Source organism: Chryseobacterium phocaeense (genome assembly GCF_900169075.1).
Lineage (GTDB): Bacteria > Bacteroidota > Bacteroidia > Flavobacteriales > Weeksellaceae > Chryseobacterium > Chryseobacterium phocaeense.
Window position 1 is genome coordinate 2,169,397 of the sequence record NZ_LT827015.1, and the last position, 21,518, is coordinate 2,190,914.

Annotated in this window: 19 protein-coding genes; 5 read left to right on the top strand and 14 right to left on the bottom strand. The window is 37.6% G+C overall.

Going from position 1 to position 21,518, the window contains the following annotated elements; translation table 11 throughout:
- Nucleotides 1–3 precede the first annotated feature (3 nt).
- The 6 genes from B7E04_RS16660 to B7E04_RS16685 all read right to left on the bottom strand — a co-directional run bounded on the left by B7E04_RS16660 (nt 4) and on the right by B7E04_RS16685 (nt 6,849).
- Complete coding sequence (locus tag B7E04_RS16660; protein WP_080779626.1) at nt 4–594, bottom strand: hypothetical protein; 591 nt, start codon at nt 592–594, stop codon at nt 4–6.
- Between the two features lie 17 nt (nt 595–611).
- Nucleotides 612–1,112, bottom strand: a complete 501-nt coding sequence (locus tag B7E04_RS16665) for an RNA polymerase sigma factor (RefSeq protein WP_080779627.1) — start codon at nt 1,110–1,112, stop codon at nt 612–614.
- A gap of 114 nt (nt 1,113–1,226) precedes the next feature.
- Nucleotides 1,227–3,218 (bottom strand): M4 family metallopeptidase, encoded by a 1,992-nt coding sequence (locus B7E04_RS16670; RefSeq protein ID WP_080779628.1) that lies wholly within the window; start codon nt 3,216–3,218, stop codon nt 1,227–1,229.
- 513 nt (nt 3,219–3,731) lie between these two features.
- Nucleotides 3,732–4,547 carry a hypothetical protein gene (locus B7E04_RS16675; protein WP_080779629.1) on the bottom strand — a complete coding sequence of 272 codons (816 nt, stop codon included), beginning with the start codon at nt 4,545–4,547 and terminating at the stop codon, nt 3,732–3,734.
- Nucleotides 4,548–4,558: 11 nt separating this feature from the next.
- Nucleotides 4,559–5,068: an RNA polymerase sigma factor gene (locus tag B7E04_RS16680; protein WP_080779630.1), complete on the bottom strand. Its 510-nt coding sequence runs from the start codon at nt 5,066–5,068 to the stop codon at nt 4,559–4,561.
- A gap of 152 nt (nt 5,069–5,220) precedes the next feature.
- Entirely contained in the window at nt 5,221–6,849 is a 1,629-nt protein-coding gene (locus B7E04_RS16685) for an NADP-dependent glyceraldehyde-3-phosphate dehydrogenase (protein WP_080779631.1), read from the bottom strand.
- Between the two features lie 205 nt (nt 6,850–7,054).
- Between B7E04_RS16685 and tpx the strand changes: the two genes are divergently transcribed.
- The gene (gene tpx / locus B7E04_RS16690) at nt 7,055–7,585 is read left to right on the top strand and encodes a thiol peroxidase (RefSeq protein WP_394334777.1); all 531 of its coding nucleotides are present in this window, start codon (nt 7,055–7,057) and stop codon (nt 7,583–7,585) included.
- 64 nt (nt 7,586–7,649) lie between these two features.
- Here the strand turns inward: tpx and B7E04_RS16695 are convergent, their stop codons facing one another.
- Entirely contained in the window at nt 7,650–8,369 is a 720-nt protein-coding gene (locus B7E04_RS16695) for a TonB-dependent receptor plug domain-containing protein (protein ID WP_080779633.1), read from the bottom strand.
- Between the two features lie 420 nt (nt 8,370–8,789).
- Here B7E04_RS16695 and B7E04_RS16700 point away from each other — a divergent pair, with 420 nt between their 5' ends.
- Complete coding sequence (locus B7E04_RS16700) at nt 8,790–9,155, top strand: helix-turn-helix domain-containing protein (RefSeq protein ID WP_080779634.1); 366 nt, start codon at nt 8,790–8,792, stop codon at nt 9,153–9,155.
- Nucleotides 9,156–9,487: 332 nt separating this feature from the next.
- On the opposite strand, the gene B7E04_RS16705 is transcribed toward B7E04_RS16700, so the two are convergent.
- Nucleotides 9,488–10,189 (bottom strand): DUF6261 family protein, encoded by a 702-nt coding sequence (locus B7E04_RS16705; RefSeq protein ID WP_080779635.1) that lies wholly within the window; start codon nt 10,187–10,189, stop codon nt 9,488–9,490.
- A 350-nt stretch (nt 10,190–10,539) separates the two neighbouring features.
- Here B7E04_RS16705 and B7E04_RS16710 point away from each other — a divergent pair, with 350 nt between their 5' ends.
- Entirely contained in the window at nt 10,540–12,459 is a 1,920-nt protein-coding gene (locus B7E04_RS16710; RefSeq protein WP_080779636.1) for an AIPR family protein, read from the top strand.
- A 145-nt stretch (nt 12,460–12,604) separates the two neighbouring features.
- On the opposite strand, the gene B7E04_RS16715 is transcribed toward B7E04_RS16710, so the two are convergent.
- From B7E04_RS16715 to B7E04_RS16740, 6 genes are all read right to left on the bottom strand, one after another.
- Nucleotides 12,605–14,590: a urocanate hydratase gene (locus tag B7E04_RS16715; RefSeq protein WP_080779637.1), complete on the bottom strand. Its 1,986-nt coding sequence runs from the start codon at nt 14,588–14,590 to the stop codon at nt 12,605–12,607.
- Between the two features lie 196 nt (nt 14,591–14,786).
- Nucleotides 14,787–14,930, bottom strand: coding sequence for a hypothetical protein (locus B7E04_RS16720; protein WP_185117083.1), 144 nt, complete (start codon nt 14,928–14,930; stop codon nt 14,787–14,789).
- Between the two features lie 157 nt (nt 14,931–15,087).
- Entirely contained in the window at nt 15,088–15,381 is a 294-nt protein-coding gene (locus B7E04_RS16725) for a hypothetical protein (RefSeq protein WP_080779638.1), read from the bottom strand.
- A gap of 253 nt (nt 15,382–15,634) precedes the next feature.
- The gene (locus B7E04_RS16730; protein ID WP_080779639.1) at nt 15,635–16,609 is read right to left on the bottom strand and encodes a 2-hydroxyacid dehydrogenase; all 975 of its coding nucleotides are present in this window, start codon (nt 16,607–16,609) and stop codon (nt 15,635–15,637) included.
- An 85-nt stretch (nt 16,610–16,694) separates the two neighbouring features.
- Nucleotides 16,695–16,949 (bottom strand): hypothetical protein, encoded by a 255-nt coding sequence (locus B7E04_RS16735; protein ID WP_062647935.1) that lies wholly within the window; start codon nt 16,947–16,949, stop codon nt 16,695–16,697.
- A gap of 605 nt (nt 16,950–17,554) precedes the next feature.
- Nucleotides 17,555–18,205 (bottom strand): protein-L-isoaspartate(D-aspartate) O-methyltransferase, encoded by a 651-nt coding sequence (locus tag B7E04_RS16740; protein WP_080780728.1) that lies wholly within the window; start codon nt 18,203–18,205, stop codon nt 17,555–17,557.
- A gap of 139 nt (nt 18,206–18,344) precedes the next feature.
- On the opposite strand from B7E04_RS16740, the gene B7E04_RS16745 reads away from it, so the two are divergent.
- The gene (locus B7E04_RS16745; protein WP_080780729.1) at nt 18,345–19,307 is read left to right on the top strand and encodes a Gfo/Idh/MocA family protein; all 963 of its coding nucleotides are present in this window, start codon (nt 18,345–18,347) and stop codon (nt 19,305–19,307) included.
- A gap of 420 nt (nt 19,308–19,727) precedes the next feature.
- Nucleotides 19,728–21,458, top strand: a complete 1,731-nt coding sequence (locus B7E04_RS16750; RefSeq protein ID WP_080779640.1) for a cellulase family glycosylhydrolase — start codon at nt 19,728–19,730, stop codon at nt 21,456–21,458.
- The last annotated feature ends 60 nt before the right edge of the window (nt 21,459–21,518 follow it).

Genomic DNA, 21,518 nt, shown 5'->3' on the forward strand with positions numbered 1-21,518 from the left:
TTCTCATTTTTTCAATTCTTTCACAAGATCTTCTATATGGACGATATATCTTCCGTAATACCTGTAGAACCAATATTTCCCAAGAAAATACAAGGCAAAAAGTCCCAGTATTACTGAACTAAGCAGAATCACAGCAATCTTCGTTTCGCTGAACGGCTGCGGCCACGGAATAAATTCAACTACGATAATAATTTCGCAGACGATGAACGGTACAAAGCTCAGATAATAAGAAAGATAATACTGCTTATTAAGGTTAAACTGCATCACCAGATCTTTTAACGAGTCAAAGGTTTTCAGCTCCGGACTGCTGATCTCCTTGTAAAGCCTGAAAAATTTGCTGTAAAAGAAGATGGTTACGAAAAGCATGGATGCGATCAGAACTGTAATATAAAACTGCAGTTTAAAGGGCTGGCAGAATCCACATACAATAAATGCAAAGACAAAAATTCCAATCACAGACCAAAATTCCAGACGCATGTTTTTGCGTATTTTTTCCAGGGGAAGACTGATTTTATTTCTCTGTTCAATATTGATTCCGGGTGTTTCTTCGAAAACGTCTTCGTTCCACGTATTTTTTAATTCATCTATATTCATTGGTCTTGATTTTAAAATTATGATTTATTTGAGTTTAAGATATCTTTCAGTTTATTTTTGGCCCGGTTCATTTTTACCCGTACGTTGCCTTCGGAGATCCCCATCTGGTCTGCAATTTCTTTTCCTGAGAAATCTTCCAGATAATAAAAAATAAATGCTTTATCAATGGGATTCAGCTGGTTCACCGCATGGTACATCCGGGCTAATCTCTCTTCTTTTTCATGATCATATTCTTCCTGAATGATTTTGTAAGCGGAAAAATCTTCATTAGAGATAAAACTTCTTTTTTTCTCGGATTTCAGAAAAATAATAGCCGTGTTGAGGGCAATTCTATACAGCCAGGTTGAAAACTCACTCTGACCTCTGAAGCCCGGATAGGCTTTCCAGATCTGGTACGTTATTTCCTGAAAAAGATCATCGCGGTCATCTTGCTCGGACATGTACATTTTAGAAATCTTAAAGATGATTCCTTTATGCTTTTCAATCTTGTCTAAAAATTCCTGCTCTAATGATTTCATAGTTTTGGGCTCTATAGAGTTAGTTTTAAATGTAAAAAAATGTTACAGAAGTTTTTTAAAATAAAAATCCGGCAGAAAAACTTCTGCCGGACTGCATTTAAAACATATAAAGATCTACTCAACGATAATTTTCTTAGACGAAACAGCACCGCCGCCGGAGGAAACTTTTAAAAGATATACTCCTTTTTTAACATCCTGGATATTGATCTTATTGGTTCCTTTATTCAGTTTCTGGGCACCTTTAACCAATCTTCCGGTCATATCATACAGTTCCGCAGAGCTGTCATTCTTATTATTTTCTATTGTAAATATACCGCCTTTTACAGGGTTTGGATATACACTGAACTCATTCTGTGCACGTACAGCCTCACTGGTTGCCAATACTCCGTTTCCTATACCTACGGCATACCACGCTCTTACATTCTGCAGCTGCTCATTACTCGTGGCACCATAAAGATCGGTTACCGCCTGCATTGTAAAATTGTAGGCATCCATATAGGTGGTATTCGGAGTCATATAATTGGTTAAGGCTCTGTAAATAATTTTCTCAGCTTTCTCAATCGTAATTCCTGTTACATTATAAGGATTCCCTATGTCATTGGTTCCGGAGCCTCCCTGCGACAGAAGATAAAACCAATAGTTTCCTACCCCGCTATTGGTATGTACCCCTCCGTGGTCATTATCAGCTGTAGGATTGGCAGTACTTGCCCAGTGGGTTCCGTTATAGGTATCCGGCTGCGGCCCTGGGTTTACATTATTCGGATCAGACATACTTCTCATATAAGGGGATGGATTCGGGTTCAGGAATGATGCGGTAGGAATTCCTTCACCAATGGTCCAGTTAGGACTGCTTCCGGAATAAAATTCTATAGCCGTTCCCAGCATATCTGCAATAGATTCATTAATCGCTCCGGATTCAGCTTCGTAATTCAATCCGCCCAGACCATTTCTTCCGATAATCAGGTGGGAATATTCATGCCCTGCCACATCAATGCCGACCACAGGATTCATAAGGGTAAGCAAGCCTCCCAGTATGGTTCCGTTACCATACAGCATACACACGATTCCACCATATAAGGGGGTATCTAGGGCAGCAGCATTCGCTCCTCCGGTAAGTCCTCCAAAGTTAAAATTGTAATAATTGTCTATCTTGGCACCGTTTCCATCATAGCTGTTTCTGTTATGGCGGGCTATATAATAATCATAGGCATTTTTCATTCCCCAATGTACTTCTACCGGAGGTTTTGTATTTGCTGCGGTATAATCAGCCACGGGATTGAGATATTCTTCCACATTAATAATTCCACCATTTATGGTATCTACATCCAGATTGGTCCCGTTCATGGTATGTATATTTCTGGCATTGTCTTTCAGGCGGAACTGTCCGTTATAGGAATCAACAGTAACAGACTGGTTTCCTTTATAATAGGTTGCACTTGTAGAAGGGGTGTCCACATCATGCACTCTTGAATTTTTCTTTACTACCTTTCCTGAAATATTATCAATATAGTAAGTATAGGCTTTCAAAGGTTTCATGGACAAAGCTTCTACTTTGGAAGTATGGTACATTGTTGCTTTCCGCCCGTTATTTACTTTTGAAATAACTTCTTCTACGGTGGAAATCGTTACTTTTCCCTGAGCATTAAGATCAGAAAGAATAATAGACCTTATCCTGCCTAAAGTGGGCTGCTGGTTCGGTGAAAGATTAATATCTGTAATAATCTCACCATTTACATAGGTTACTTTTCCGTTTTTTTCATGAACAAGCACCATATCATCCATTACTTTTACCCCTTTATAATAATGTTCATAGACAAAATGTTTAATCCCCAGTTCATCTTTGTTCTGTTTAAGGAGTTTGTACGTATGGTCATTCCCGGTCCCTAGCCATTCACCCAAATGACTAAATAAGGCATCTGCAGACACATTTTCATGGCTAAAATCAGCGCTGAAAGTTCCCATCACGGATGAAATAGAAATCTTTGGAAGTTCTTTCACTGAAATTTCGGTTCTTCCTTTGTTTTGGGCCTGTACCAAAGTGGCCGGAGCCATTCCGATAGCCAGAGTAAAAGTCAGAACGCGGGCAAGAGTAGTAATTTTTTTCATAGTAATTCTTTTTATATCTCCCCGTTAGTAGAAAAAAAACGAAAATGTTACAAAAAATCTAAATAAAATTACTTTTTAATATAAATTATCTGCAAACGAGGGAATAATCAGGTGAATTTTAAAATAGCAGAAACAAAAAACCCAACAGAAATAATTTCCTGCCAGGTCTCATTGTGTGTTTTTTTAAGTTCTACCCCAACCTTTGTTTCAAAAAAAACAAGGCTCGTACGAATAATTTTAATTGAATAACCTTTTTAAATAAGCTTATCCGATAAATGAACAGTCAGTTAAAAATTTGAACTAGTCTAAAGCCAAATCGCTCACTAACATAATATATTCTATCAGTTAGTAGAAAAAAAGTCAATAATGTTACACTTTTTAAGGAAAAATTTATATAAAAACAATATTTTCTCTCCTTTATCCCGTCCAACAGGATTTTTCAAGATTTCAATTCATTAAAAAACCCGGAAGAAAATTCTTCCGGGTTGTATTTAAAATTGTCAGTTATCAGAACTAATTCAATCGGTCCAATGCTTTGATAAGAACCTGAATGTCTATAAAATGGAGTTTTGCTCCAATGATAATGAAAAGCAGAAGAACCAATGTTAAAAATACAATGATAAAAATGTATACCGAAACAAACCAGATCACGGTATTGATGATATTCCCTTTAAGCCCGAATTTATTCATAAAAAACTTTTGGGTACGTACAAACCATGAATTTTTATGCCGCCTTTTCGGCTTTGCTTCAAGGCCGTTCAGCTCATCAACAAGGTGTACTACGTCCTCGATGTAACGTCCATACATATAATAAATCCAATATTTTATCACAAACCAGACCAGCATCAGCGTAATTAAAAAACTGATGGCAAAAATGGCCAGATTATACTTCATCTCAAAGTGAAAGTTGATCTTGATGAGCGACAGCAGAAAAGCAAGCGGAATATAGGAGACGTAATAGGAAATATAGATTTCTTTCGATATTAGCAGTTGTGTTTTAAGGTTAAACAGATCATAATTTGTATTGATACTGCCTTTCAATAGCATTTTGTAAAGCTTAAGAAACCGGGAATAAAAATACACAATGAAAGACAGCGTTAGGAAGACCACAAATGCCGAAATAATCACAATATTGGTATTTCCTGATGCGAAAGGGAAGCCCATCATAATGGTAGGCAGCGTAACAACCATCAGCCAGAATTCGGTCTGCATATTAATCTTCAGCATCTGCATCGGGGAATGAATTTCACGCTGTTTTTCTATAGAAATCTCAGGCAGGTCCTGCCTGATATCCTTGTCCCAAAGTTCTTTAAAATTTTCTAGCTCCATTTGTTTTGTTTTTAAATCCTGTTATTTTTTTGCTTTTCAATGATTTCCTTCAATTTTGTCTTGGCCCGGTTCATCTTTACCCGGGCATTTACCTCGGTGATCCCTAGCTGCCGGGCGATTTCCCTGCCGGGAAAATCTTCCAAAAAGAAAAAAATAAGTGCCTTGTCTATAGGACTGAGCTGGTGAATGGCCTCATACATCAGTTTCATATTTCTGTCATCTGCATCATTGTAAGATTCATTGGGAACCACAAGATTTTCCATTCCATGATTTTGTATAAAACTACGTTTTTTTTCACTCCGGAGAAATACAATCGCTGTATTCAGAGCAGTCCGGTAAAGCCATGTTGAGAAGTCACTTCTTCTTTGGAAATCTCCGTATGATTTCCAGGCCTGATAAATGATCTCCTGATACAGATCATTCTGATCATCCCGATCGTCCATATACATTTTAGAGATCTTGAAAATAACACCTTTATGTTTTTCAATTTTCTCTAAAAATTCTTTTTCCATTAAAGACATGCTTCAAACTCTACTAGAACAGCAGCAATTTGCTAAAATACTACTTTTTTAACACAAAAATAAAAACTCCACAGCCAACAAAATACAAAATCCTCAAAAAATAAAGAAATTTATTGAGGATTAATATTTTATGTTAAATGAATAAAATGACTTTAGAAAATATAATCTGTACTTAAAAAGTTAGAATCATGTTCTCTGACGATGGTATTTAATAGGTTTTTATTAGAATCTGTAATTTTGGCCGCAACAAGGGACCGGATAGAAAATGAGCGAAGGGCATCAAAAACAGATAGCGTACCTTCTGCACTGTCTTTTCTGCCCGTGAACGGAAATACATCCGGACCGCGCTGAGCCTGGCAATTAATGTTCACCCGGCTTACCAAATTCACAAAAGGATCTATCAATCTGGAAACTTCCTGCGGATCTTCACTAAAAATACTGACCTGCATCCCATGCGAAGCATTCACCTGATAATCAATCGGTTCTTCTATATCTTCAAACGGAACCACCGGAATTACCGGACCGAACTGCTCTTCATGATAGAGTTTCATCTCACTGTTTACCGGATAAACTACCGCAGGAAAGACAAAAGACTCTTCTGTAAATCCTCCGTTTGGATTTAAAACCTCAGCTCCTTTCGCAAGCGCATCATCAATACATTCTTTAAGATAAGGCGGCTTGTTCACTTCCGGAAGCGGCGTAACTTTTACATCTTTTTCCCACGGAAGGCCTGGTTTTAAAGCTGAAACAGCGGCACTTAGTTTTTGGGTGAACACTTCTGCAATCTCTTTCTGGACAAAAATCAGTTTCAACGCTGTACACCGTTGTCCGTTAAAAGATAATGCTCCCAAAATACATTCGCTGACCGCCACATCCAGGTTGGCGTTTTTAGTGACAATCGCTGCGTTTTTAGCGTCAAGACTGAGAATAGCCCGGAGACGGTTCACTTTAGGATGCAGTTTCTTCAGTCCGTTTGCCACTTTGCTGGAACCGATGAAGGCCAGAACATTTACTTTTCCGCTTTCCATAATAGGGGTAATAATCTCGGAACCTTTACCATATAGCGTGTTCACCGTTCCTTTCGGGAATGCTTCTTTAAAGGCCTTTAATAAAGGATAATGTGCCAGAACACCATGTTTTGGAAGTTTAAATAAAATGGTATTCCCCATAATCAGCGCAGGAATCAAAGTGGTGAAAATTTCATTCAAAGGGTAATTGAATGGCCCCATGCTCAAAACCACCCCCAACGGTGCTCTTCTGATCTGTGCAATGGTTCCCTCAGCTTCCTGGAAACGAGAAGACTCCCTGTCCAGATCCTTAAGGGCATCAATGGTCTGGTTGATATAATCTACAGTCCTGTCGAATTCTTTGGTAGAATCTGCTAAAGTCTTTCCAATTTCCCACATCAGCAGCCTGATTACCAGATCACGTTCCTGGATCATGAGGTATACAAATTTTTGCATACACTTTATCCGGCCCTCTACCGACATCGTGGGCCATTCGCCCAAACCATTATCATAGGCTTTAACGGAAGCTTCCAGAACCTCCATCGCTTCTTCCGGGCCGATATTCGGAATGCTTCCCAATAGTTTCCTTTCCAGTCCGTTTCCCGTAGGAATGCAGACCGGGGAATAAATATTCTGAACCTCTCCTTCCCATTCTACCAGCTCTCCGTTGAGAAGATAAACCTTCTGATGAATCTCCGGAACTTTGTATTCTTCGGGAATTTCATTTTCACTTTTAAAGATATCCTGAACTGCCGGCTTATTAACTGAATCCATAAATTTATATTTTTTGATAATTTAAATGTAAATCTTAACCAATTACAGAATAAAGGTAGAGCTTACGAATGGTTAAAAAAACAGGTCGCTGATAGATTTGTTCTATTTGACGGGTGTTTTAATTAAAATTAATCTCAGCTACTTAAAAAATGAATAATTTTGTTTAAAAATAAAATTCATGCTATCAAAAATCATTTACAGTACCATGTTGTTTTTCTCGGTGTTGGCTTTCGGCCAGAATACCGTGTTGATGGGAGGAAAACCTGTACATACCTACGCCAAACTTCCGGCAGTTAATAAAGCGGCACCTAAATTTACCCTTACGGATGTTGCCATGAAAGATCAAACCCTTGATTCCTACAAAGGAAAATATGTGATCCTGAATATCTTCCCAAGTGTAGATACCGGCGTTTGTTCGGCTTCCGTCCATCATTTCAATGAAGATGCAGGAAATATCCCGAATACGGTAGTTCTTTGCATCTCTAAAGATCTTCCTTTCGCGCAGAAAAGATTTTGCGGTGCAGAAGGGATCAAAAATGTAGTGATGCTTTCAGATTTCCGTTCTGATTTTGGAAAAACCTATGGCGTGGAAATCACAGATTCTGCCATGAAAGGCCTTTTAAGCAGGGCTGTTGTGGTGATTGATCCTTCCGGAAAAATCATTTACGAAGAACAGGTCGCTGATATTTCACAGGAACCAAACTACGAAGCAGCAATTGCCGCGGTGCAAAAATAAGCTTTTGCTTTTGGAATAATGTGGCCCCGGGCTCGGGCGATCGAAGATCGCCGAGCCCGGGGTTTTATTTTTTTATTTTCTTTTTAGTTGTAACGACAATTACACCATTTTTTGCTTTTCCACTGAATGTAGAATTTGCATTTTTTACAATGTTTATACTTTCTATCATATCAGGATCAATCTTTCTCAGATCTTCCAGGCTACTTACCTTTCCATTCACCACAACCACAGGCTGCTGATCCTCTCTCAAAGTTGCCTTTGCACCTCCGATCCTCACTGCTACAGGCTTTCCAGTACTATCTGCCTGCACAGGACTAACATTTACTCCCTGAGTTTTTGGGAGAGCTTCCGGCTTATTTTCTTTAGCATTCATCAAAGATCCGGGAACTATGGTATAGCTTCCAAGCATCGTCTTTTGACTTTTCTTACCTACTAATTCCGGCGGTACCATTTCGCTAATTTCTGTTGTCTGTAAGGTATCTGCTGGTATATTCTGCTGTGCGTGAACAGAAACCAAACCTCCGGTGGTAAGTATAAAGCCTGCTGCAAATTTTATAAAAACCGAATTGATGTAAGAGTACTGCAGATTCCTGTTCAGTTGGGATTCATAAAAGTTGCCACAGATATCTTCTGAAGAATAAGAAAAGGATTTCATAATCTCATCATCAGAAGCTGTGGTAAAATCCCGGACGGTTTTTGAACAGACGGAACAAAATCTTCCTTTTTCTTGTGGGCTCATGGTTTCCCAGTTTTCGTGACAGGGTTTGGGTATGGTAATTCTCATTGAGGTCTTTTATTATAAAGATGAAGGAATTATTAAAAAGGTTGGAATCACCATTTTAAAATAATCATATTGTTGGAATGTTGGAACATCGCAAAGACGCAAATGATATAGCAAACAGGCTTTTAAGGCGTAAAGATTTTATCTTCGATAAAATTAACAATCACTACCGTCATTGCGAGGAACGAAGCGACGAAGCAATCTCATCCACCATTACCACGCCATCCCTTGCTGAAAATCTTAGATTTTCTTGCGCCTTAAATATTCACTCAGCATAAAAAAACCTTGCGTCTTTGCGATTTCCAACAAATCAAAAAATACTCTTTGATTTAAACAAAAAAGAATGATTAAATATTGCTGATAAAAAATCCTAACCTCTATTTTTTTAAAGTTATATTTTGCATATTTGTACAAAATACAGCTATGCAAAAAGAAAAACTACGCAGCGTAAGAAAAAGAAAAGGTATTACGCAGCAGCAGATTGCAGATATTATTGCCACAGATGTTTCCAACTACAGCAGAAAAGAATCCGGGGATGTAAAGATTTTCAAAGATGAATGGGACAAAATTGCCGGTTTTCTGGAAGTTCCTTTGGAAGAAATTTACGAAGAAGAGGAAGCTAAAAACATCAATAATTTTAATAACAATACAATTGATGTAGGGAATGTCAATGGTAATTATTACTGTAATGTTCCTGAATTTCTTTTGGAAAGCCAAAGAGAGCTTATAGAAATTCTGAAAAAAGAAAACCAAAGGCTGGAGGAAGAACTCAAAAAATATAAGAAATAAAGATTTTCTACGCTTTATTTTTTTGAAACATTAAGGAAATTTAAGGGATTAAGGGAAGTTAAGAAACATCAAAGATGTTTTTTGCAAAGCTGGATGCTTACTATTCTTAACAGCTTAAATTTTCTTAAAGATTCAGAAAACATCGCCCGTCATTGCGAAGAGCGAAGCGATGAAGCAATCTCATCACCTACCTTTACCTCCCACCCCTGCCGAAAATCTTCGATTTTCTTGCGCCTTACATATTCACACAGCCTAAAAAACCTTGCGCCATTGCGTATACCAACAAAAAACAGGTCTATATAAAAAAACTCAGCGTGCTGCTGAGTTCTTTCTTATATCTTTTCCTGATCATTTTTCTTTTCAATGGAAGAATTCTTGGCAGCCTTTACTACCTCATTGCTATCCGCATACAAAAGCTCCCATTCCGGAACATCCTTCATAGCCGTCACCAGATTGATGTAAGACTTAAGATCTTTTTCCAGATCCCTTCGTATTGCTGAAGCGCTGGACATCTGCCGCAGATCACCATTGGCCTTAGCCTGCTCTGCAAACAACATTTCAAAAGCTTCCTGCTTTGCCTTCATTTCTTCATAGGCTACATCCAGAGAGAGATTCGCTATTTTTTGTCTGTTATCCGAAATTTCCAGGGTTTCTACCAGCTTCTTCATTTGTGCCGTTTGTGAGGAATAGCTTAAGCGGTCCAGATCCAGCCCAAAAGTCTTGAATATTTCGTAAAGATCTACTGCCAGCTGATAATTGGCCGCTGTAGGCAGCTTCCTGTAGCCGTTCAGAAAAGCTTTCAGGCTGCTGTACGCAATATCCCTTTCCCGGTCCAAAGCCGCCACATCTTTTCCCTTTCCGCTATAGATCTGTTTGGCATACACCTTATCATACTCTGTATAAGAAGCCTTCAAGGAAGCTACAAGAGGATGGTTGGAAATCACAGGATATTTTCCCGATTGGGCATTAGAAATCGTTCTCTGAGCCAGAGTCGCAAGGTCTCTGGTACTCAGCTTGGTGAGTGAAATTTTCATTTGTTTGTGTTTTTGGTTTAGAAACTAAATATATAAAAAAGTTGTAATGTAGCAAATAGGATTAAAATAAATCTCTGGAGGGCTACGGAGGGCTCCTGCAAGTTGTGGGAGACTTGCGGAAGTGTACGGAGGTTAAAAACAGATTTGTTTTAAATGAATGGAGGGCAGCAGAGGATTATTTTAATGTTGCTGCAAAGCTTCAGAGTAGCTGGTTGGGTTATAAACAGAAGTTTTTATATTACGGATTCCCGTAAGTGTGAGTAATTTTATTTTTTTATATTTAAAGACCTAAAATAAAATTACATTTTTCTGATAATATTAATATATTTAAGAATATAAAAACTATAAACATGGACAGAATTATTGAAAGTTACATTGAAAATTTTAAAGAAGAATTTAACTATGAAGCTTTACACAAGGATAAAATTTTTGAACATTTTGTTAATTATGCTTTGATTTCGAAAATTTATCCTGACAGATCATCACTAGAAAAAATCAATGTTGGAGGAACAAGAAATCCAGGAATAGATGGTTTAGCAATAATGACAAATAATCATTTAGTCACATCACAAGAAGAAGTTGATTATTTCATTCAAGATGCTGATTTATTGGAAGTAGAATTTAATTTCATACAAGCAAAGACATCAGAATCATTTGAACTATCTGGTATTGCTACATTTATTGCATCAGTAAAAGAATTTTTCAGAGATGGGGAACTAAATTTTGAGGATGATCTACTAAACCTTAGAGATTTAAAAAATTACATTTATAAAAACAGTATTAAGATGGATAAAAGTCCATCTATTAAATTATATTATGCAACAACTGGCAAATGGTTAGATGACCAGAATTTAAAAACAATTATAGCTTCCGGCATTAAAGATTTGAAAGAATTAGATCTATTTTCAGATATTAAATTTATACCAGTAGATGCAGAAAAAATGAAATCTCTTTATCGAGAAATAAAAAATAAAATTACTAAAGAAATAATATTTGAAAAGCATACTATTTTGCCTAAAATAGAAAATGTAAAAGAATCTTATTTAGGTATTTTACCTATTGAAGAACTTATCAAAATAATTTGTGATGAAGATGATGAAATTATTAAAACAATATTCTATGATAATGTAAGAGATTTCCAAGGCTTTAACAAAGTTAATAGTGAAATAAAAAAAACGATTCAAATTCGAGAAGATAACGATAAGTTTTTGCTATTAAATAATGGAATTACAATAGTTGCTAGAAGTTTAAATAAGGTTGGAACAGCTTTTAAAATAACCGAGTTTCAAATTGTAAATGGTTGCCAAACATCACATGTATTACATCACTTAAAAGATAAAATTACTTCAAATATTTATGTTTCTTTAAAACTAATTGTGACTGATCATGATGATACTATAAATGAAATTATACGTGCAACAAATAGTCAAACAGAAGTTAAAAATGAAGCTTTCGAAATATTAAAACCATTTCATAAAAAATTGGAAGAATTTTATTTAACATTTGAAAAAGAAGATAATAAACGCTTATATTATGAGAGAAGATCCCGCCAATATTTTGGAATTAAAGCTAAAAATGAAAGGATCATTGGGCTTTCTACACAAATAGCTTCATATATTGCTATGTTTTTAAATGAGCCGCAAAGTACTTTAAGATATTTTGGGGAATTACTTAATTCATACAGTAATAGATTATTTCAAGAAAATCATTCACTTTATCCATATTACACTAGTGGATTAGCTCTAAACGTTTTAGACGAATTCTTTAGGGAAAATAAATTAAGTTATACTTCAAAAAAGTTTAAATATCATTTATTACTTATGTTTAGAATAAAGATAGCTGGTACCAAAATTCCAAAAAATATTAATGGAGGTAAAGACATTGAAAAATATTGTGGAATCATTATGCGAGCATTATGGAATCGTGAAGAAGCGCTAAAAATTTTTAAAGAACTTGAAAGTAAATTACAAATTTCTATAAAAAACACTAAAGTATTAAGTAGACAGGCACACTTAACTAGAGCATTTACTGAAGAATTAATTCCAACTATTGGCATAATGAAAAAGAGTGGTAAAATAACATATTATAATTTTACAAAAGGATTTGGCTTTATTCAAAGTGATAATACAGATGACGATGTATTTGTTCATTACACTGAATTGAAAAATATTCCGCAAAATCAGATAATTCCTGGTACGTTAATCAATTTTGATATTTTTAATTCACCAAGAGGTTTACAAGCGAAAAATATTGAATTAAATAAATCCTAAATATAAAACCTGCTTACCAACGGAATTGAAGCGTTAAAAATTTCCCTGGATCTTATAGAAAAAGGAATAAAAACCTGCCTCCCGGCAGGTTTTATTATATCTACAATGAATAATTCTCAAATTAATTCATTTTCAAATTTTCAAATTAAAAAAGACTTTCATCCACAAAATTCGGAAGCGTCACTTTCAGATTCGGTTCTGCTTCCATGGCTCTTTTAATGGCAAAAACAGCACCTTCATTTCTGGCCCAGCTTCTTCTTGAAATTCCGTTGTTCACATCCCAGAACAGCATAGATTTTAATCTTCTGTCGGCATCTGCGCTACCGTCAAGCAGCATTCCGAAACCACCGTTAATTACTTCGCCCCAGCCTACTCCTCCGCCATTGTGGATAGAAACCCATGTAGCACCGCGGAAACTGTCGCCAATCACGTTGTGGATGGCCATATCCGCCGTAAATCTTGAACCGTCATAGATATTGGAAGTTTCGCGGTAAGGAGAATCCGTTCCTGAAACATCATGATGATCCCTTCCTAAAACCACAGGTCCTATTTCACCATTTTTAATGGCATTATTGAACGCTTCTGCAATCTTCATTCTTCCTTCTGCATCTGCATACAGGATTCTCGCCTGTGAACCTACTACCAGCTTGTTCTCCTGTGCCCCTTTGATCCACTGGATATTGTCTTTCATCTGTTGCTGGATCTCTTCCGGAGAATTTTTAATCATTTCTTCTAATACACGACACGCGATATCATCCGTTTTCTGCAGGTCTTCCGGTTTCCCGCTGGCACATACCCAACGGAACGGCCCGAAACCATAATCGAAGCACATAGGCCCCATAATATCCTGAACATAGCTCGGATACCTGAATTCTCTTCCCAAGCTTGGATTTTCTGCCATTACATCCGCTCCCGCCCTTGAAGCTTCCAGTAAAAAGGCATTCCCATAATCAAAGAAATAGGTTCCTTTCTGTGTATGTTTATTGATTGCTGCGGCGTGTCTTCTTAAAGTTTCCTGAACTTTTTCCTTGAATAAATCCGGGTTTTCCGCCATCATGGCATTGGATTCCTCAAAAGTCTGTCCAGCCGGATAATATCCCCCCGCCCACGGATTGTGAAGCGACGTCTGATCTGATCCGATATCTATTTTTAAATTGCTCTGATCAAATTTTTCCCAAACTTCAACGATGTTTCCGAAATAAGCCAAGGAAATCGTTTCTTTGTTTTCCTGGGCAGTTTTCACCCTTTCCACCAATTGATCCAGATCTTCGTGAATCTCATTTACCCACTTTTGATCATGACGGATTTTCGTGATCTTCGGGTTCACTTCTGCACAGACAGTGACACAACCTGCAATATTTCCGGCTTTTGGCTGAGCACCGCTCATGCCACCCAGTCCTGAAGTTACAAAAAGTCCGCCTTTTGGTTCTTTATTGATCTTTCTGAAAGCATTCAGAACGGTGATTGTTGTTCCGTGAACAATTCCCTGCGGCCCTATATACATATAACTTCCCGCCGTCATCTGCCCGTACTGGGTAACCCCTAATGCATTGAATTTTTCCCAGTCATCCGGTTTGGAATAATTGGGAATCATCATTCCGTTAGTTACCACCACTCTCGGCGCATCTTTGTGGGATGGAAATAACCCCATCGGATGCCCTGAATACATGGTTAGTGTCTGTTCGTCCGTCATTTCAGACAGGTATTTCATGGTCAGCAGATACTGGGCCCAGTTCGAGAAAACCGCTCCGTTACCTCCATACGTGATAAGCTCGTGAGGATGCTGTGCTACCGCATAATCCAGGTTATTCTGGATCATCAGCATAATTGCTTTAGCCTGCTCAGATTTTCCGGGATATTCTTCAATTCCTCTTGCCTTCATTTCATAATCCGGGCGGAAACGGTACATATAAATCCTTCCATATTTCTCCAGCTCTCCCTTAAATTCAGGCAACAACTCTGCATGGAATTGAGGATCAAAATAACGCAATGCATTTTTCAGGGCAAGCTTTTTCTCTTCTTCCCCTAATATTTCTTTACGCTTCGGTGCATGGTTGATCTGGGTTTCGTACGGTTTAGGCTGTGGCAGCTGATTGGGAATCCCCTGCTGTATCTGTTCTTGAAATGTCATACTGCTATTTAATATTCAATGTTTAGAATGAATGTTTGAAGTTTTAAAGATATTCAAATTAGGAAAAATAGACAAGGGGTGGGAAGGCAAAAGAGCAAAAAGCCAGATTTGCTGATTTGCTGCAGTAGAAACAGAGGTTGCCAGAATTTATATGATGAGTGCGGATTCCTTCCGATGGAGGGTTGGATTTCAAAATTCAGGGAATTCTGGAAGATAGGATGGTTCCAAAATGCTGAATAATAAAATCTTCCAGATCTTTCATTACCACCGCGATATTATTTTTTATATCAAAATCAGTTGTTCTGAAAATACACAGTCCCAATGACTCCAGATATTTCATTGTTTGCGTTTTTATTTATAACCACACTGTCTTCTCCTTTCAGTCGAGTCCACCCCTCCACAGGAGGGGAATTTATTCCCGGAAAACGAATGGACAGCTAAAAATAAAAAACCTCGCTGAAAATCAGTAAGGTTATTATTTGTTGGCGATTTAATCTTTAAGTTAATACATCATCATTTTCCTCTTCATGGTCATCATCATTATCACTGAGGCTCCAGTAGTTATTTTCTTCATCTTCGGAGCCAATTTCTTCCATGTCATCATCTTCTTCTGTACCGGGTATGTCAAGCCCTTTATCAATCTTGTCATCGTCTTCATCCTCATTAAAGATGGGATTTCCGTCACCATCCAACGGAATATGCTCTTCCTTATTGAAAATATCTTCGTTTGGATTGTAATCCATCTGTTCCAGTTTTCTGTTTTGTTCATTGGTATTGTCTTCCGGTATCATGATATTCTGTATTTGGGGTTTGTAGATACAGAACAAAAATAATTCCAACCTTCCGATTTTCCCTGACAGAATTATTCTTTACATTTAGCTCAGGCTTGTAAAAATAGCTGTTGTTATTCATAGACTTATTGTAATCTTAAACCAGATGAGATATGGAGTGAAGGGTTCATCAACCAGTCCGGCAATCAATTTCAGGCAGTCAATATAAGCTGGAGTGACGGATGGACTGAAAAGATCAACAGAAATCTGTAAATCATTGATATACTTCAGGATTCACACAATACGGAATTTTTTCACCCCTGGAAAAAGCAATGATATTTTCAGCAGCAATTTTTGCCATTCCGGTCCTGGCTTCAATGGTTGCAGAACCAATATGCGGAAGCACACAAACATTGGAGAGCTCCAGCAGAGGGCTCTCTTTTGACATAGGTTCCGGCTGGGTGACGTCTAAACCGGCTCCCCAGATTTGTTTGGAAACAAGGGCTTCATAAAGATCTTTTTCATTCTGGAAACCGCCCCGTGCCGTGTTGATAAAAATAGATTCAGGTTTCATTTTTTCAAAAACAGACGCATTGAAAAGATCTTTCTGTTCAGGACTGAAGTTGGCATGGATGCTCAGAACATCGGATTGTGTAATTAATTCCTCAAAAGAAACATAAACTGCTCCCAATTCATTTTCGGCCTCTTCATTATGATGGCGGTTGTGATAAATAATATTCATATCAAAAGCCTTTTGGGATTTTTTCGCCATTTCAAAACCAATCCTTCCCAGACCCAATATTCCCAGCGTTTTTCCATACAGTTCCTGTCCCAGAGCATGAAGCGGATCAAAGTCTCCCCAATGGCCATCCTTCACTTTCTGAAAATTATAGCTTGCCCTTCTGGCCACAGACTGCATCAGCAGGAAAGCCACATCAGAGGTAGCTTTGCTGAGCACATCCGGTGTATTTCCAACCGGGATATTTCTACGGGTTGCTTCCTTAGTATCCACATGGTCAAAACCTACGGAATACAGGGCAATTGTTTTCAGATCAGGACACTGTTCAAAAAAATCTCGGTCATATCTGAATTCTCCTCCCACACTTAAGACCGCATCATGATTCTGACAATGGATCAGCCATTCTTCATGCGACAGGTTCTCGTGGTCGGGAATAAAAACTTCCATTCCCGCTTCTTCCAGCATATGGATTCCAATTTCAGGAATTCTTTTATTGATAAATACTTTCATAGATATTTTAATTTAGTTTTCAACTTAAATAAAAACCTCACTCCTGTTTAAAAAGTGAGGTTCCTGAACTTTAATATTAAAAAAATTATTGAGGTTCATTCTGATTTTTGTCCCAGGCTTCAGATGCCATTTCCTGGATCTCTTCCCAAACTTCTTTTGCGGATTTCTGTGCATGTGCCATAAATCCCTGTTTGGTTGCTTCCTGATTCTTATTTTTCATATCATTCATATAATCCTTCACCTGCTGGCTGTAGCTTTCTGCGTGGTATCCTGGATTATTATGCAGATTTTTCTGAATATTACTGAAATCGTGTGAGGATTTAAATCTATTCGTGTCCATAATAATAAAATTTAAGTGATTAGGTACTTGTGTTAATCCAATTTCTGTTCCGAAGCGGTCTTAAAGTTTATTAAAATTATACGTAAGCATATGCGGAAACCTGAAAAATCTAACCACAAAAGTCACAAAAGTTTTTTAACACTTAAGTCTAGTTAAGATGAAATGCATGCTGCGAAAAAGTACACCTAAGTTTCTTAAAAGAATCAAAGATTTTTTAACTGGCATATAAATCTGCGGGATCTGTTCAATCTGCGGGAGATAAAAAATTAACCACAAAACTCACAAAAGCCTTCTAACACTTTAGCTTAATTAAGATGAAATTGCTACTGCGAAAAGGACACTTAAGTTTCTTAAAAAAATCAGAGATTTTTTATCTGGCATATAAATCTACAGGATCTGTTCAATCTGCGGGAGATAAAAAATTAACCACAAAAGTCACAAAAGCCTTCTAACACTTTAGTTTAATTAAGATGAAATTGCTGCTGCGAAAAAGGACACTTAAGTTTCTTAAAAAAATCAGAGATTTTTTATCTGACATATAAATCGGCGGGATCTGTTCAATCTGCGGGAGATAAAAATGAGCTATGAGATTCTTTACAGATAGTCTAATGATTGGTATTCCCCAGCATCGGAACAAATTTATAAGCTCCGAATTCTTCCTTCTCAAACTGTGTAGGAGACGTTTTTGTAAATCTGTACAAAATCTGCTCATCCGTAGGTCCCATAGGGATAACAATCTTTCCTCCCACGTTTAACTGTTTTAATAATTCAGTAGGCAGTACTGAAGCGCCACAAGTTACAATGATCTTATCAAAAGGAGCAAAGGTAGGAAGTCCTGCAAAACCGTCACCAAAGCTCTGAAACCTCGGATTTAAATGCAGCTCGCGGAATTTTTTCTTGGAAAAATCAAAAAGGTCTTTCTGTCTCTCTACTGTGTACACCACAGCTTTCATGGCCAGAAGCACAGCGGTCTGATATCCGCATCCGGTTCCTATCTCTAGAACTTTCTCCCCTTGTTTCACCTGCAAAAGCTCCGACTGCTCGGCCACGGTAGAAGGATGGGAAATAGTCTGGTGAGACAAAATGGGAAATGCCCGGTCTTCGTAGGCAAAATCTTCAAAAATACTTTCAATAAAAAGGTGTCTCGGAACTTCACTCATTGCCGAAAGTACATTCTCATCTGAGATCCCGATCTTATGTCTTAAATAATCAACAAGGATCTTTCTTTTTCCTTTATGTACAAACGAATCATGCATCATGGGTAAGATAATAGGTATTAGGTTGCTGGTAGTAGTTTGTACAAAAGTAAAAAAACTCTCAATATTTATCAACCTAAAATCTGCGGCCTGTATTCTGATACCTAAAATTCTTATCTTTACAAAAATTAAAAAATTTATGTTAAAAGCAGGTTTGGTAGGAGCCGGACATCTGGGTAAAATCCACTTACGACTTCTTAACCAGTCAGATAAGTACGAACTGGTGGGTTTCCATGATAAAGACGTTGAAAACGGAAAAAAAATAGAAGCAGAATCCGGATATAAATATTTTGAAAATTTTGATGAGTTACTTGATCAGATTGATATGCTGGATATTGTAACTCCTACTGTTTATCATTATGATTATGCACTGAAAGCCATTGAAAAAGGACTTCACTTTTTCATTGAAAAGCCCGTTACCCAAACCCTTGAACAGGCAGAAGAAATTCTTTATAAATGCAGAGAACACGGAATTAAAGCACAGGTAGGTCATGTGGAAAGGTATAATCCGGCTTTTATTGCCACGAAGGATTACATTAAAAATCCAATGTTTATCGAAATCCACAGACTGGCGGAATTTAATCCGAGAGGAACTGATGTTTCGGTAGTCCTTGACCTTATGATCCACGACCTGGATATTTTGCTCAGCATGGCGAAATCTAAGGTTAAGCATATTCATGCAAGCGGTGTATGTGTGGTCAGCAAGACTCCGGATATCGCGAATGCGAGGATAGAATTTGAAAATGGCTGTGTGGCCAACCTTACCACCTCCAGAATTTCCATGAAAGCCATGAGAAAAAGCCGTTTCTTCCAGAAAGACGCTTATATTTCAGTAGATTTCCTGGAAAAAAAGGCTGAAGTGATCAGAATGAAAGATGCTCCGGAAAACCCTACTCCATTTGATATGATCATTGAAAATGCAGACGGAGAAAGGAATCAGATTTTGTTTGAATACCCGGATATCCAGCCAAATAATGCGATCCTGGATGAACTGAATTCTTTTGCTGATGCTATTACTGACGGAAAAAATGTAGAGGTTTCCCTTGAAGACGGAACAGAAGCCTTGAAGGTTGCCCTTGAAATTGTAAAACTTATTTCATAATAAGACTGATCAAAATAAAAATAACAGGCTGTCATTAGGATGACGGCCTGTTTTTATCTTATGCCTTTCATTAATTGTAAAAGTGAGGCATTGTAAAAAGTGATTTAAATCTTATTTTTTAATTGTTAAACGTTCGCTTAGTCCAATCAATGAAATTAATTTTCTCTTTGCATTCTTAATCATATGCGGTATCAAAATCAGACTTACGTGGAAATACGCAGATTTTTCCCCAACTGTGCCATTACACCTATAATTCTTCAATTGGAATACAAACAAAACCCAATATTTTCTAATTCTTTAGAATAATCTGTTTTCATTACAAAATTTTAATTTTTATTCTGGAATTTTTAAATATATTTGTCTTTCTTAAAAATAATTATTCTACATCTTCTCCTAATAACTTAATTAAATAATTCAATTATGAAAAGAGTCATCCTAATCTCCGCTTTATTATTGTCTCAATTTGGGACATCACAATTATTAAAAACCGACGGTCAGAAGATCGTCAATGATAAAGGTGAAAACATTCAGCTACGGGGTCTTGGTCTCGGAGGATGGATGCTCCAGGAAGGTTATATGCTGAAAACCGCCGACTTTGCAGGACCACAGCACAAGATTAAAGAAAAAATAGCTGAGCTTATTGGTGAAGACGGAATGAAGAACTTCTATAAAGCGTATTTAAAGAATGGTATTACCAAGCAGGACATCGACTTTCTTGCAAAGGCCGGATTCAATTCCGTAAGACTGCCGATGCATTATGATCTGTACACGCTTCCTATTGAAAAAGAGCCTGTGAAAGGACAGAATACCTGGCTGGAAGAAGGTTTTAAAATGACCGATGATCTCCTGAAATGGTGCGCAGCCAATAAAATATATCTCATCCTGGATCTTCATGCGGCTCCCGGAGGACAGGGAAATGACGTTAATATTTCTGATAACGACAAAACAAAACCCTCTCTTTGGGAAAGTACCGAAAACCAGAAAAAAACCATCGCTTTATGGAAAAAGCTTGCGGAACGTTACAAAGATGAGCCCTGGATCGGTGGCTACGACCTGATTAATGAACCGAATATCAATTTCACGGGAAAGAACCCGAACGGTACCGATGAAATGTCGAATGCTCCACTCTGGCAGCTGCAGAAAGATATTACTGCCGCCATCCGGGAGACGGATAAAAAACATATCATATTTCTTGAAGGTAACGGCTGGGGGAATAATTACAACGGGCTGATTCCGCTATGGGACAATAATCTGGCTTTCAGTTTCCATAAATACTGGAATTATAATAATGATGAAACTATCCAGTCTATTCTTGATCTCAGAAAAAAACATAATATTCCGATCTGGCTTGGGGAAACCGGGGAAAATTCTAATGTCTGGTTTACAGAACTGATCCAGCTTCTTGATAAACACAATATCGGATACGCGTTCTGGCCAATGAAAAAGATCGACAATATTGCAGGCATTACCAATGTGAAAATTACCCCTGAATATGAAAAGCTCCTTCAATACTGGAAAAACGGAGGCGAGAAACCTTCTAAGGATTTTGCGACAAAAGCACTGATGCAGATTGCGGAGAATTATAAATTCAATAATGTTGAAATTAAAAATGATGTGATTGATGCCATGTTCAGGCAGGTGAATGACGGTTCGGCAAAGCCTTTCAAAAAACATCAGGCTCCGGGAAGAGTATTTGCATCTGAATATGATCTGGGGAGAATGGGTTCCGCTTATCTGGATAAAGATTTTATTAATCTCTGGGTAAGTGATCCTCAAAAAAGATCTGAATGGAATTCCGGACAACAGATGAGAAACGACGGTGTGGACATTTACCGGTGCCATGATAAGATCACCAATCAATATTATGTAGGAAAAACGGAGGCAGGAGAATGGCTTCAGTACACCATTGATGCAAAATCCGCTAAAAATTACACATTCAGCATACGATATGCAGGCCAGAGTGATTCTTCCATCAGGCTGACGGATGCCTCAGGAAAACAGCTTTCCGTGGTTTCACTTCCTTCCACCGGAGGGGATGAAAACTGGAAAACAGCTACTGTTAAAAATATTCCGTTACAAAAAGGGACCAATGCCATCAGGCTTTACTTTGAAAATGGCAGTCCAAACCTGAATTATTTTGAAATACACTGATAAATATCTTAAATTGCAAATCCCTTTTAGTAACTGAAAGGGATTTCTTTTTAAGTATCA

Bases quoted from the DNA above. Each gene is read 5' to 3' on its own strand.
- B7E04_RS16660 (WP_080779626.1), bottom strand. From the start codon at position 594: ATGAATATAGATGAATTAAAAAATACGTGGAACGAAGACGTTTTCGAA.
- B7E04_RS16665 (WP_080779627.1), bottom strand. From the start codon at position 1,112: ATGAAATCATTAGAGCAGGAATTTTTAGACAAGATTGAAAAGCATAAA.
- B7E04_RS16670 (WP_080779628.1), bottom strand. From the start codon at position 3,218: ATGAAAAAAATTACTACTCTTGCCCGCGTTCTGACTTTTACTCTGGCT.
- B7E04_RS16675 (WP_080779629.1), bottom strand. From the start codon at position 4,547: ATGGAGCTAGAAAATTTTAAAGAACTTTGGGACAAGGATATCAGGCAG.
- B7E04_RS16680 (WP_080779630.1), bottom strand. From the start codon at position 5,068: ATGTCTTTAATGGAAAAAGAATTTTTAGAGAAAATTGAAAAACATAAA.
- B7E04_RS16685 (WP_080779631.1), bottom strand. From the start codon at position 6,849: ATGGATTCAGTTAATAAGCCGGCAGTTCAGGATATCTTTAAAAGTGAA.
- tpx (WP_394334777.1), top strand. From the start codon at position 7,055: ATGTTGTTTTTCTCGGTGTTGGCTTTCGGCCAGAATACCGTGTTGATG.
- B7E04_RS16695 (WP_080779633.1), bottom strand. From the start codon at position 8,369: ATGAGAATTACCATACCCAAACCCTGTCACGAAAACTGGGAAACCATG.
- B7E04_RS16700 (WP_080779634.1), top strand. From the start codon at position 8,790: ATGCAAAAAGAAAAACTACGCAGCGTAAGAAAAAGAAAAGGTATTACG.
- B7E04_RS16705 (WP_080779635.1), bottom strand. From the start codon at position 10,189: ATGAAAATTTCACTCACCAAGCTGAGTACCAGAGACCTTGCGACTCTG.
- B7E04_RS16710 (WP_080779636.1), top strand. From the start codon at position 10,540: ATGGACAGAATTATTGAAAGTTACATTGAAAATTTTAAAGAAGAATTT.
- B7E04_RS16715 (WP_080779637.1), bottom strand. From the start codon at position 14,590: ATGACATTTCAAGAACAGATACAGCAGGGGATTCCCAATCAGCTGCCA.
- B7E04_RS16720 (WP_185117083.1), bottom strand. From the start codon at position 14,930: ATGAAATATCTGGAGTCATTGGGACTGTGTATTTTCAGAACAACTGAT.
- B7E04_RS16725 (WP_080779638.1), bottom strand. From the start codon at position 15,381: ATGATACCGGAAGACAATACCAATGAACAAAACAGAAAACTGGAACAG.
- B7E04_RS16730 (WP_080779639.1), bottom strand. From the start codon at position 16,609: ATGAAAGTATTTATCAATAAAAGAATTCCTGAAATTGGAATCCATATG.
- B7E04_RS16735 (WP_062647935.1), bottom strand. From the start codon at position 16,949: ATGGACACGAATAGATTTAAATCCTCACACGATTTCAGTAATATTCAG.
- B7E04_RS16740 (WP_080780728.1), bottom strand. From the start codon at position 18,205: ATGCATGATTCGTTTGTACATAAAGGAAAAAGAAAGATCCTTGTTGAT.
- B7E04_RS16745 (WP_080780729.1), top strand. From the start codon at position 18,345: ATGTTAAAAGCAGGTTTGGTAGGAGCCGGACATCTGGGTAAAATCCAC.
- B7E04_RS16750 (WP_080779640.1), top strand. From the start codon at position 19,728: ATGAAAAGAGTCATCCTAATCTCCGCTTTATTATTGTCTCAATTTGGG.